The 12,090-nt window shown below is 64.5% G+C and carries 12 protein-coding genes; 5 read left to right on the top strand and 7 right to left on the bottom strand.

Annotated elements, in window-relative coordinates; genetic code table 11:
* Positions 1 to 4: 4 nt before the first annotated feature.
* A complete protein-coding gene (locus O0J73_RS18670) occupies positions 5 to 934 on the bottom strand; it encodes a histidine kinase dimerization/phospho-acceptor domain-containing protein (RefSeq protein WP_308309349.1) in 930 nt (309 codons plus the stop codon).
* Positions 935 to 981: 47 nt separating this feature from the next.
* The gene (locus tag O0J73_RS18665) at positions 982 to 1,668 is read right to left on the bottom strand and encodes a winged helix-turn-helix domain-containing protein (protein ID WP_308309348.1); all 687 of its coding nucleotides are present in this window, start codon (positions 1,666 to 1,668) and stop codon (positions 982 to 984) included.
* Between the two features lie 377 nt (positions 1,669 to 2,045).
* On the opposite strand from O0J73_RS18665, the gene O0J73_RS18660 reads away from it, so the two are divergent.
* On the top strand, positions 2,046 to 2,561 hold the full coding sequence (locus O0J73_RS18660) for an outer membrane beta-barrel protein (RefSeq protein ID WP_308309347.1): 516 nt from the start codon (positions 2,046 to 2,048) through the stop codon (positions 2,559 to 2,561).
* Positions 2,562 to 3,076: 515 nt separating this feature from the next.
* Positions 3,077 to 3,478: a hypothetical protein gene (locus O0J73_RS18655; protein WP_308309346.1), complete on the top strand. Its 402-nt coding sequence runs from the start codon at positions 3,077 to 3,079 to the stop codon at positions 3,476 to 3,478.
* Between the two features lie 95 nt (positions 3,479 to 3,573).
* Here the strand turns inward: O0J73_RS18655 and O0J73_RS18650 are convergent, their stop codons facing one another.
* Genes O0J73_RS18650 through O0J73_RS18635 form a run of 4 tightly spaced genes read right to left on the bottom strand, consistent with a single transcriptional unit; the run spans position 3,574 to position 8,651 of the window.
* Positions 3,574 to 4,596, bottom strand: a complete 1,023-nt coding sequence (locus O0J73_RS18650; protein ID WP_197564918.1) for a type 1 fimbrial protein — start codon at positions 4,594 to 4,596, stop codon at positions 3,574 to 3,576.
* A 28-nt stretch (positions 4,597 to 4,624) separates the two neighbouring features.
* Positions 4,625 to 5,602, bottom strand: coding sequence for a fimbrial protein (locus tag O0J73_RS18645; RefSeq protein WP_308309345.1), 978 nt, complete (start codon positions 5,600 to 5,602; stop codon positions 4,625 to 4,627).
* Positions 5,599 to 6,105: a fimbrial protein gene (locus O0J73_RS18640; RefSeq protein WP_308309344.1), complete on the bottom strand. Its 507-nt coding sequence runs from the start codon at positions 6,103 to 6,105 to the stop codon at positions 5,599 to 5,601. Before O0J73_RS18640 ends, O0J73_RS18645 begins: the two co-directional genes overlap by 4 nt.
* Positions 6,102 to 8,651: a fimbria/pilus outer membrane usher protein gene (locus O0J73_RS18635; protein WP_308309343.1), complete on the bottom strand. Its 2,550-nt coding sequence runs from the start codon at positions 8,649 to 8,651 to the stop codon at positions 6,102 to 6,104. The genes O0J73_RS18640 and O0J73_RS18635 overlap by 4 nt, the downstream gene beginning before the upstream one ends.
* 302 nt (positions 8,652 to 8,953) lie before the next feature.
* On the opposite strand from O0J73_RS18635, the gene O0J73_RS18630 reads away from it, so the two are divergent.
* From O0J73_RS18630 to O0J73_RS18620, 3 genes are all read left to right on the top strand, one after another.
* Entirely contained in the window at positions 8,954 to 9,463 is a 510-nt protein-coding gene (locus tag O0J73_RS18630; protein WP_308309341.1) for a fimbrial protein, read from the top strand.
* A 53-nt stretch (positions 9,464 to 9,516) separates the two neighbouring features.
* Entirely contained in the window at positions 9,517 to 10,230 is a 714-nt protein-coding gene (locus O0J73_RS18625) for a fimbria/pilus periplasmic chaperone (protein WP_004154194.1), read from the top strand.
* Between the two features lie 160 nt (positions 10,231 to 10,390).
* Positions 10,391 to 10,762 carry a DUF805 domain-containing protein gene (locus tag O0J73_RS18620; RefSeq protein WP_004154192.1) on the top strand — a complete coding sequence of 124 codons (372 nt, stop codon included), beginning with the start codon at positions 10,391 to 10,393 and terminating at the stop codon, positions 10,760 to 10,762.
* 317 nt (positions 10,763 to 11,079) lie between these two features.
* On the opposite strand, the gene thiL is transcribed toward O0J73_RS18620, so the two are convergent.
* Positions 11,080 to 12,042 (bottom strand): thiamine-phosphate kinase, encoded by a 963-nt coding sequence (gene thiL / locus O0J73_RS18615; RefSeq protein ID WP_308309340.1) that lies wholly within the window; start codon positions 12,040 to 12,042, stop codon positions 11,080 to 11,082.
* Positions 12,043 to 12,090 lie beyond the last annotated feature (48 nt).

Here is a 12,090-nt window from a genome sequence, read left to right as displayed (position 1 = left end):
CGTGTCACCGGTAGAGTTTGAAAGGCGCTACGCGCAGAGCGGCAACTGAGTGTCTACAGAACTCTGGCCGGTCCACCACGGCATCCATCAACGCGGGCAACGCCACCTCGCTGTGCTCAACCAGCGGCATGCGGCCGAAACGGATGTACTCGATGCCCGCAGTACTCAACCCATCCAGGTGCTGAATGTCTGCATCCACCTCACGTAGCAGGGCGTCATGCTCCGCCACATCCTTGCGCGCGGCCTGCAACAGGCTGGCGGTGAAACGGATGCGTGCCAGCGGCGTGCGCAGCTCATGCGCCATCGCCTGGCCCATCAGCCGCTGCCCATCCAGCAGCAGCCGCATCTGTTCGGCCATATCCTGCAAGGCCAATGCCAGCGGCTTCAGCAACGCGGTACGCATGGGCGGCACAGCGTGATCAAAGCAGTTGGCACGCAGGTGCCCCACCACCCGTTTCAACGTGCGTATGTCATGCCACAGCCGGTGAATGAGAAAATAGAGCGGCACAGCCACGGCAGTGGCCAGTGCCAACCACCACCCGACCCATGACGCTGAGCCATGCAACTCTAAATAGCCGTCATTCCAGTCGCCCACGGCCAGCACGCGATCACCTGTGCCCAACCGCCGGTAGCTTCTACCCTCCTCCATCACCAGCGCGCCAGGTACCTGCTCCAGACGACGGCGATCGGCCGGCGCGATCGTCGCGGGCAGCTCATTCAAGGCGAGCAATTGCAGCGGGTAGCCGGTTTCGTGCTCTATGGCCCGGAGCAGCGCACGCGGGTCGCCCTCCGGGTGCGCCAGCAGGCGCTCGGCGAGCATCGCGTGCACGCGGCGGGCTTCAGAATGCTCGGCCTGTTCATGTGCGTGCATCGCCCAGCGCGCCCACAGCTCGGTACCGGCATACAACAATGCTATTTGTGCCAGCAGGAACACTGCGCAGTAGCGTGCGTATAGCCGAAGCGGCCCAAGGCTGCGCCGCTTCACTGCCAACCCGACTGGCTGAACAGATAGCCTTTGCCGCGCACCGTCTTGATGCGAGTGGCTTCCATATCGGTATCGCCCAGCTTGCGGCGCAGGCGGGAAATGCGCGCATCGATGGATCTGTCCATGCCATCGAAGCCGATGCCACGGAGGTGCTTGAACAGTTGGTCGCGGCTGAGAATACGGCCGGCACTACCTGCGAGGACCGACAACAGGTCGAACTCGGAGGTGGTCAACTGCACCTTCGCCTCTCCCAACATGACATCCCGCGAGGCCACATCGATACGCAGTTGACCAAACAACAACACGCCATCTTCAGTACCGCTGCGCAAGCGCCGCAGATGTGCGCGCAGGCGTGCCACCAGCAGGCGCGGTTCCACCGGCTTGGAAATGTAGTCGTCTGCGCCCAGTTCCAGCCCCAGCACCTGATGGATGTCATCGGCGCGGGCACTGAGAATGCACAGCAGGCCTTTGTAACCGGGCCGGATGGCGCGGCACAGGTCCAGGCCATCCATGTCGGGCAAGCCCAGGTCCAGCAGCACGATATCCGGTGGATCTGCGGCGATGGCATCCAGCGCGCTGGCACCGTCGCAGACACGTTGCAGCACGAAGCCGTGCCCCTGCAGGTATCGCACTACCAGGCTGGCAAGGCGATCATCGTCTTCGACCAGAAGCAGTCGGTTCATGTCGTATCTCTCCACGAGCGCTGCCGGCATGCTAGAGAACGGCGTTGACGCCAGTCAGTGGCAATAGCGACACGGTGCCCGCCTGTTCCTGCACCGTTAACGGTTGGCGCCACCGCTGCGGCCAGCGCGTTGGGAAAAGGCATTACATACCGTCACGGTGCTGGTGTTGGCAGGCACACACGGGCCACCGCGTGGCTGAGGAAATCGCGGGGCGGAGGCGCCACGATTTCCTCTCCCAACCCAAGAGGAACACCCGATGAAGCATGCAACCACTCTCACCGCTGCCGCTGCCCTGGCACTGGCCTTTTCGTCCACCGCGTGGGCTGGACCCGCCGACCGCACGGGTCTCTATGGTTTTGCCGGCGCCAGCAAGAGCGATGTATTCACCCCCGGCAAGAACGCAGGGGCAGAAGAGCGACCGCAAGTGGAGCGACGGCAAGCTGGGCTACACGGTTGGCGTGGGCTACCGCATCAGCCCGAACTTCGCGGTGGAAGGTGCCTACCACAGGCAGGCCTCTGAATCGCGTTCCAGCAGCCGCAGCAAGGGCGCTGACACGGCTGTTGCCGGCGGCTTTACCGGCAACTATGCGTCGGCATCGGCACTGGGCATCCTGCCCATCGGCGAGCGTTTCGAGCTTTTCAGCCGCGTTGGTGTGGCATCCATGCAGACCTTATTCAAGGCAGACCGCAACAGTGCACTGGGCAACCGCAGTTCGCGGCAGTGGACCATGCAGTACGGCTTTGGCGCCACGATGAACCTTGGCGACAACAGCTTCCTGCGCACTGAATGGAGCATGCTCAAGCCCAATGGAAAGAGCAAGGCCGCGCAAGCGGTGGGGCGTGATCGCGTTCGTCATTCGCAGATCGGCGTAGCCTTCGGCCATCGCTTCTAAGCGCATGGCCTGAGCACGCGACTGTGCTGGTTGGCACCCACGCTGAGGCGTGAAAAAGGCGTGCTCTCTGTAGAGTCAATCCTTGCTCGACTGTTTCCCGCGCCAAAGGCCTGAGAGCAGCCGAGCGTAGGCTCGGCTCTACAAGATATGTCGCGATCTGCACGTGCTGACGGCTTTCGCCACGTCGCTGCAAATCTTCGTAATTTTTCTACTTTCCAACTTTTCTCATTGGCAGTACGGGTGCTGCATGCGAATGATGTACGGCCACCGAGAACGGGTGGCACGGGCTTGCAATCCCGTTTGGTAACTTCGTTACGCTTGTCTGCCGGCGTCGCTCATTCCCTGTGGGTGGCGCCGGCAGGCATTCTGCCCGCGTATCTATGGCGGGCGGTGCGTGGGGGCCTTGTGCCCGCCGGCGTTTGACGGAGTTACCACCGGTATTGCAACCACGCATCGTCCGCCGCCCTTGCTGTCAAGCAGGGCGGCTCCTTCGCGTAACGCATAAGGAAGCCATCATGAGCGCCAATCGCTACCCGTTCCTTTTCGCCACACTGGGCGAGGCCGCCAACCAGCTGCCCGCCGAGATTGCCGAGCCGCTGGAAACCACCCTCGCCGCCAACCCTGCCGCCAACGGCATCACCTTGCTGGACTGCCTGCAACGTATCCGCGAAGTGGAGGCAGCCGATGGCCAGCCCCTGCAGCGAAAAGGCCGTTCATCCGGCCAGTGCATGGCGCTGGCACGCATCAACCGGGCCAACGCCGGGCTGACGGTGCTGCTGGAACTGCTGCACGCCAGTGAGCGCGTGCGCGTGGATGGGGAAGAAGCGCAGCAAGTGGGCAACGACGTGCGTGAGGGCCTGCTGCTGGCGTGCAGGGGCTTGTCGGAATACGTGGATACGCAGGTCTACGCGGCCTGACCCACGCCGCCGCGCAATCGTTTTCGTAGAGTCGAGCTTGCTCGACTGCTTTTGCCAAGAGCAGTCGAGCTTGCTCGACTCTACAAAAGCGGGCCTCAGCGGTAAGTGGCGGTGATGATCGCCTGCCCTTCCACCACGCCCCCATGGAACGTGCCGGCTTCGCGGTAGTAGCGCGCCGCCAGTCGGATGTTTTGGCGGCCCGTCTGGGTGAGCGGAATCGTCCAAGCCTGCCGCAACACCACGGGGGCGCCTTCACGCAGCAGTTCCACGCGTACCGCCCCGGCCGTCGTGTTGCGCGTGGGCGCCAGGCGGCTGCCCGTACTGCCTGGCGCGTTGGCGTCGGTCAACACCATCTGAACGGGGAACGCGCCGTTGCAGTCCATCGCCACATCGAAGCTGCGCTCACCAGCGTAGCGGCCGCTGGCGGGAAGATCGGCCGCGGCCACATCCACCAGCGTGACTGGCGTGTCGGACAGCGTGCAGGTAGGCACCTTGAGGTTGGCGGTGACTGTGTAGGTATCGGTCTTGACGAAGCTTGGGTAGAGCGGGGACCGCCGTGAGATCGGCCCCAGATAGGTCGAAGGCACCGGCTGCATGATGCCACCTCGTGAAACTGCCGCGATGTTCAAGACCGACCCCCGCCCTGAGCTATCCAGCGCCTTGGAGGGATCGTGAAGCACGCTACGGATGTCCAGCGGTTTGGGCTCATCCTTGATGCTTCCGGACGCAGTCCACACGTAGTGCTGGAAGATCAACAGAGGCGAACGTGGATAGGCGATCAAGCCAAAGGCTGGGTAGGTCTTCCCATCAATGGTCACATTGCGGACAAACTCCAACCCGGACAGCGATGGCGTTACGTCCATCGGTATGACCGCATTTGTTGTGCATCCCAACAGGAACTGGGCGTTGGCACCGGCACCGCTCTGCCACCTCGCAATCAGCTGATCCTGCTCGGCGTCTTCCCAGGCATCAATGACCAGGTTGACGGGCGCGCCGGCATTGTGCTGCCCGGTGCAAGCGGCGGCACTGGCCGAGGCCAGCAAGCCCAGCATCATGCAGATGCTGCCACTGCGCGCGCCGCGTTGCTGGCGCCGTGAATCTGAAAGTTCGATTGCCATCGTGATATTTCCTTGTCCGCAATGAGCACTACCGATACGTCACAGTGATTACGGCCTGCCCTTCCACCAGACCGGTACCGAACGCGCCGGATTCGCGGTAGTAGCGCGCGGCCAGCGCCACCGGCTCAAGGCTGAGCTGGCTCCAGGTGCTGCCCAGTGCAACCGGGCTGCCGCCGCGCAGCAGCTCGACGTGAACACCCTCGGCGGTAGCATTGCGGGTCGGCGTCAGACGGCTGCTGGTACTTCCTGGCGCGTTGGCATCGGTCAGTGACAGATACACCGTATAGGTGCCGTTGCAGCTCATCGCCACGTCGAAATCTCGCGTACCGGCTGAGGAGCCCGCACGCGGCAGGTCACCGCTGTGTACATCCAGCAGCGCCACGGGGGTGTCGGTCAGCGTGCAGGTCTTGCTGCGCAGGTTTGCGGTGACGCTGAAGCTTTCCACCTTGGACAGCGAAGGGTTGGGCGGGAAGACATGTCTGGCACTGCCAACCGAAGTAGTGGGCAACGCTTCCATCTGGCCGCCCCGCGATACCGCCGCAATCTGTAGTACCGACCAGCGAAAGGCGCCGGCTGCGCTGCCACCCGATGAGTTCAGGGTACGGCTGGCATCGAAGGGCTGGTTCAGCACCGCACTGCCGTTACCAAAAACGTACCGGAATATGAACAGAGGGGTGCGTGGCATTCCCACCACCGAATACGCGGGGTATCTCTCGCCGTCGATGACTACATCGTGCTCGAACGTCAAGTTCGGCATGGTGGGAATGACATCCACCGGACTGGGGCTGCTGACGGAGCAGCCGTTGAGAAAATTGGCATTGCCCGCCATCGTCCAGTTGCTGATCAGAACATCCGGCACGGTGTCATCCCAGGTGTCAATGACCAGGTTGGCATCGCCACCTGCATAGGCAACCGTCGTGCATGCCTGCGCGGCTGCCACTGCCAGCAATGCCAGCCACAGCGCGCAAACGCCCCCGAGCAGGCGTGGCAGCGGCAAGGCACTCACTTGTAGGCAGCCGTTACGGTGATCTGGGTGCTGACTGCACCAGCCACCAGCGGCGTGCCGGCCTTGCGGTAGTAGCCGCTTCGCATATCCAGCTTGGCCGTGGCCGCACCGTTGACGACGACGGTCTTCTTCGCGGCCTTCTTCAGGAATGCAGTGCCGGTAGTGCCATCCAGCAGCGCCACAGCCACGCCGGTCGCACCGCCCGTGGTCGCGCCGTTCTTCCAGTGCCCATCCTGTGCGGCGTCATCGGTGCCGTCAAAGCTCAGTTCGATACTACCCACGCCCACGCAACCGGTGAAGTTGAGCGTGGCCGTCTTCAGGCCGTTCTCGTGCCCTGCCTTCAGATCGGTGGCGTCGATATCGGCCAGCGCCACCTGCACATTGGCCATGGTGCAGGTGCCAGGCAGCACCTTGCCGGTAACGGTGATGTTGGCGGTCTGGGCATGGGCCAGCGGCGCAGCGCCGAACAGCAGCGCGGCAAGCAGCAGGTGCGACGTTCTCATTGGGAAGCTCCGGTAGTTGAAGAGGGAACATCGTCGGCCAGTAGTTCCTGACCCGGCGCCAGACAGCGCGCCTGTGTCCAGTACTGGCCGTGTGCATCGGGGGTATCGGGCATGGCGTAGTGCAGGCGGCAGGCGATGCCGTCTTCGGTCTGCACGTGCACCAGCCCGGTGTTTTCCAGCCCACGCAGGGCCACCACACCACCCTGCCCCACCTGGCCCAGCACGCGCCCATCGGGGTGGGCAATCTGCGCGCCGTAGGGCAGCGGCTGGCCGTCGGCATCGCTGGCGTCGATCAGCCACAGGCGATCGTTGCGGGTCTGGAAGCTGACCTTGACGATGCTGCCGGCGCTGGGCGCCACGCGCTGCGAGCTGGCCTGCGCTTCCACATCCAGAGGCAGTACGGCGGTATCCAGCTGCACCTGGTTCCAGCGGTACGGGCTGGTGTAAGGCAGCACGGCATAGCCGTTTCCGGCCACCGTAACGGTGCGGCCGCTGCCCACCTTCGCGCCCTGCGCGCCCTGCGCTTCCACCAGCGCGAAGCTCTCGCCCAGCGACGGGCCGAAGTTGATGCCGCCGCGATGCAGCACCACGCTGCCGGTGGCCCCGGCGTTGAAACTGCTGCTGCCGTTGGCATGGCTGTAGCCGGCGCTGAGATCGGCATGGCTGCCCTGGTAGCTGGCGTAGGCGTTGTAGCCGCTGCTGCTCTGGCCGCGGTTGCCGGACAGGCTGTAGGACAGCGCGCGGTCTTCGCCCAGGTTGCCGTTGATGCCCAGCTGCTGCTGGCTGCCCAGGCGGCTGTCGTTGTAGGTGGCGGTGGCACGCGGCGCGTGGGTGCTGCGGCCCAGCGGCACGCTCAGCATGAACGACAGGCGCGTATCGGGCGCGCCGCTGGCCATGCGGTAGCGCGTTGCTGAAAGGGTGTAGTTCGCACTGCGGTAGCTGCTGTGGAAGCCCAGCTGCAGATCGTTGTGCTTGCCGGGGCGGTTCCAGTAGGCCACGTGGCCGCCGCTGACATACAGCTGGCTGCGCTGACCGATACGCTGCGAAAAATTCACCTGGAAGCGCTGGCGGGTGCGCATGACGAACGCATCGGCCGCCTGCGGGCGATGGAACGACAGCTGCGACACATCGGTGAGGGTGAGGAAGCCCTCGGTGCTGTAACGGTACGCAGCCAGCCCCAGGTTGGTGCCGGTGCGCGCCACGCTGCGCTGGTAGTTCAGGCGATAGCTGCGGCCGCTTTGCGCAGGCAGGCCCGGCACGGTGGCGCGGGCGTGGGTGATATCGGCACCGATGGCGCCGAACGGCGTGTTGAACGCTGCACCGGCCAGGCCGGCCTGGTAGTGCTCGGCTACCTGCACCCCGCCCAGCAGGGTCATGCGGTTGCTGACGCCACGCGCGTAGGTGCCCTCGGTGAAGCGCAGCGCGTTCTGCGCCAGGCCGGTATTGCGCAGCTCGCCCGCGGTAATGCTGAAACGCTGGCTGCCTTCGCGCAGCGCCTGCGGCACCGCAGAGAACGCCACGGTGAAGCGTTCCTCGCGTCCATCGGCCTCGGTGACGGCCACTTCCAGATCACCGCTGCCTGCATTGGGGTAGAGATCGTCGATGGCGAACGGACCGGGCGCCACCGTGGTTTCGTACAGCACCGCGCCGTTCTGGCGGATGGTAACGCGCGCATTGCTCTGCGCCACGCCGCGCACCACCGGCGCATAGCCGCGCAGCGAATCGGGCAGCATGCGCTCGTCCGTGCTGATGCGCACACCGGTGAAGCCCACGCTGTCGAACAGTTCACCACCGGTGTTGGCCTGGCCCAGGGTGAGCTGACTGTTCCAGCGCGGCAGATCACGCTGCAGCGTGCTGTTGAGCGTGTTGAAGTGCGTGCCCTGGGGGCTGTGGCTGAGCGAGCTGCGGTGGCGCAGCCGCCATGCTCCCAGGTTGAGGCCGGTAGTGATGCCCGCGTAGGTGTTCTGCTGGCCCTGGTTGCGGTAGTGGTTGACGTTGTAGCCGAGGAAGGCCGCAGTGATGCCGTGGTCGCGCAGTTCTGGCGCAACGAAGCCGCGCGCCTGCCGCTGCAGTGCCACCTGCGGCAATGAGATATCCAGGCGCAGCTGGCTGTCGTCGTAGCGTACGCGTGCGCCTTCAATCACGGCCTCTACATCGAGGCAATCTGGGGTTTCTGACGCTTCCACAGCCTGGCGCGTTGCATCGCTGAGGCCCAGCGCCAGCAGCAGGTGTGCGGGCACGCAGGGCTGCGCGACATGCGGCGTATCCGAGGCCACCAGGTCGATGTCATCGCGGCGGACGAACTCGCCGTTCAGATGGATATCGACGTTGTATCGGCCCGGCTCCACCGGGTTGCCCATGCTGAAGCGCGCCAGATCTTCGCCGACGAAGCCGCTGGCGAAGCCTTCGCTGAATTCCACTTCGCCACCCGGTCGCGCGTGCGCCTGCAGCACAGCTGCAAACACCAGCGCGGTGCTGATGGCTGCGGCCAGTGCGGTATGGCGCAGCGAATACTGCGTGGCGCTTTGGAGGGAAGAAGAGGACAAGCGCATGGCGTCGACGCGGCCGCAGTGCAGCCCCGGTAGTAGTGGGAGGCGTGCAGACTAGGGCGCGGCCCTGCTGGCGGACATGCAACTAGTTGCAGTTTTCGAGGCATGGGGGCGTTTGCAACAAGTTGTATGGCCTGCCGCGGACATCAGCCCGAACATGCGCCGGGCAGAAGACGGGCGTGCCTCGTCCTGCGTCGACAAGGGATCTGTCGACAGACACCACGCCTCCTGCACCGGCCACCCTTCGCATAGATGACGGGTGGCGTTCCCGATTCCATCACTTGTTGAAGAGCACACCCATGAAGAACCTGAAGACCCCGATGGCGCTGGCCATCCTGCTGGCTGCTGCCCCGGCCGTGAATGCTGCCGATCTGACCATCAGCGGTGAGATTGTTGAAACCACCTGCACGGCCACCATCAATGGCGGCGTGGCGGTGACGATGGGCAAGATGGATCTTGAAGACCTGAAGGGTAATGATCGCATTGGCCGCCGCGATCTGGATGTGGCCGTGGCCTGCCCGGGTGCCACCGGTTCGCACGACGTGGCGGTGAAGTTCAGCGGCCCGGCTACCGCCGACGGCGCGCTGGAGCTGACGGCCGGTGGCGCAGCAGGCGTGGCTTACAAGATCTTTGACACCACCGATACCCAGCTGAAGATCAACGCTGCTCCGACCCAGTTCGTCAACGTCACCGATACCGCACCGAATACCGTCAAGCACAGCGTCTGGTACACCAAGACCGGCGCTGCTGCCGACGTGGTGGCTGGCGTGGCAAACGCCACTGCGCAGATGGACATCATCTACAAGTAAGCGCACACCGCCCGGCGGCGTGCTGCCGGGCGGCTCTTCCCGAGGAGACTTCCATGAACCTTCGCGCATGCGCGGCAGTGCTGGCCCTGGCCGGCGCTTCCGCAGTACTTCCGGCCTCTGCGGCAGTGACGCTGCAGGGCACGCGGGTGATCTACGATGGCAGCAAGGGTGCGGTGACGGTGAACGCCAACAACCGTGGCGACAATGTGGCCCTGGCGCAGGTGTGGCTGGACGATGGCGATGCCAGTGCCAAGGCGGGCAGCCAGAAACTGCCGTTCGTGCTGACGCCCACCACGCGCCGCATCGATGCCGGGCATGCGCAGGCGTTCCGGCTGACCTATGCACCGATGGCCGGTGCGGCGCTGCCAGCGGACCGCGAATCGCTGCTGTACTTCAACCTGCTGGATATTCCGCCCAAGCCGGAGAATGTGGAAGGCAGGAACCTGCTGCAGTTTGCTGTGCGCACGCGAGTGAAGCTGTTCTACCGACCTGCCGGCCTGCCGGGCCATGCGCGCGATGCGGCAGCGGCGCTGGAATGGCGCGTTGAAGGCGGGGCATTGCAGCTGCACAACCCTACCGCCTACCACGTGACGCTGGCGAACCTGGTACTGGCTGATGGCAAGACCATCGAGGTAGACATGGTGCCGCCGGGTGAGCGGATCAGCTTGGCCGTGCCGGCTGGCGCCACGGTACCGGCCACGCTGAAATTCCAGTGGCTGGACGACTACGGTACCGCGCGCGATGCCGAGGCGAAGATCGCCCGTTGAAGATGTAGAGCCGAGCCTATGCTCGGCTTTTTCTTTGCGCCAAGCAGCCGAGCGTGGGCTCGGCTCTACTGAGATGCGCGTTGCGATTGCAATAAGTTGCATGGAATACCGTTACCCCGGCAGCGATAGTGCGCGCTTCCTTTTTTGAGAGAGAGTGCCGATGCACAAGATGATGACTCCGCTGACCCGCTATGCGCAGTTCAGCGGGCGCGCCAGCCGTAGTGAGTTCTGGTGGTTCCAGTTGTTCATCGTGATCGTGTTCATGCCGCTGCATGTACTGAGCTTCATTGCAGGCTATACCGGTTCGGAAACGCTGGCATGGGTATCGACGGGCCTGGGCGTGGTGGTGTGGCTGGCGCTCCTGGTGCCGCTGGTTTCGGTGACCGTGCGTCGCCTGCATGACACCGACCGATCCGGCTGGTGGTACCTGCTGCTGCTCGTACCATTTGCGAACCTGGCGGTGCTGGTGTTCATGCTGCTGCCAAGCTCGCCGGGCGGCAACCGTTTCGGCGCGCCGGTTCCGCACGTGTAATTCCCGCGCTTTGGTAGGTGTCGACCTTGGTCGACACGGTGTTGGTTCGAACGCCTGACATATTCGTGCCAACCAAGGTTGGCACCTACCAGAGCAATTCCGGCGCGCCGCGCATGGGTGGGTGTCGACCTTGGTCGACACGGTGTTGGCATGGACGCCGGACACATTCGTGCCAACCAAGGTTGGCACCCACCAGAGCAATTCCGGCACGCCGCGCATGGGTAGGTGTCGACCTTGGTCGACACGGTGTTGGTTCGAACGCCTGACATATTCGTGCCAACCATGGTTGGCACCCACCAGGGCAAGTATTACTACTTCTACACGAAGTGTTGGTAACCGCCGCTGGCGGCTTCGCCGTCCACGTGTACGCCCTGCCCTTCGGCAATGCGGCCGATGCGGGTAAGCGGCAGGTCCAGCGATTGCGACAGGTACATCAGCGCGTCGCGTTGATCTGCGGCGGCAGTGAAGCACAGTTCGTAGTCATCGCCGCCGCGCAGTGCGCACTCACGTGCCTCCTCGCGACCGAACAGTTCGCGCAGCTCCGGCGAGATCGGCAGCATGTCGGCATCCACGTGCACGGCCACGCCACTGCGTGTGGCGATATGGCCGGCGTCGGCCAGCAGGCCGTCCGATACATCCACGGCCGCATGCGCAAAGGCGCGCAGGCGCAGGCCCAGCGTTACGCGCGGCGTGGGCCGCAGCAGGCGCAGGCGCAGGTGTTCGTAGTCGGCCAGCAGCGTGGCGGCGGCCACGTTCAGCGCGCCCTGCTGCCAGAGCTTCAATGCGCCGGCGGCATCGCCCAGCGTGCCACTCACCCAGAGGTCGTCGCCCACCTGCGCGCGATCACGACGCAGCGCCTGGCCCCGGCCCACCTGCCCCATCGCAGTCACCGACAGCGACAGCGGGCCGCGCGTGGTATCACCGCCAATCAGCGCGATGTCGTGCTGGTCGGCCAGTGCGAAGAAACCATCGGCAAAGGCTTCGATCCAGTCTTCGGAAGTTTCTGGCAGCGACAGCGCCAACGTGCACCAGGCCGGGCGCGCGCCCATCGCGGCCAGGTCGGACAGATTGACCGCCAGCGTCTTCCAGCCGATGTCGAATGCGGGAGTTTCCACCGGGAAATGCACGCCGCTGTTGAGCGTATCTGCGGTGACCACCAGCTGTTCGTTGGCACGCGGCTGCAGCAGCGCGGCATCGTCGCCGATGCCGAGCAGGATGTCGTCGCGCTCCAGAGTGCGGGCGCGGATGCGGTCGATGAGGGCGAATTCGGCCAGGGACATGGGGCATTCCCGCTGTTGTACGTGCCGCGCAGTGCGCGGTGGGCGGTT

Source organism: Stenotrophomonas sp. Sm6012, assembly GCF_030985895.1.
Lineage (GTDB): Bacteria > Pseudomonadota > Gammaproteobacteria > Xanthomonadales > Xanthomonadaceae > Stenotrophomonas > Stenotrophomonas forensis.
Note: the sequence above shows the minus strand (reverse complement) of the source record. Positions and strands in the feature narration are given on the sequence as shown.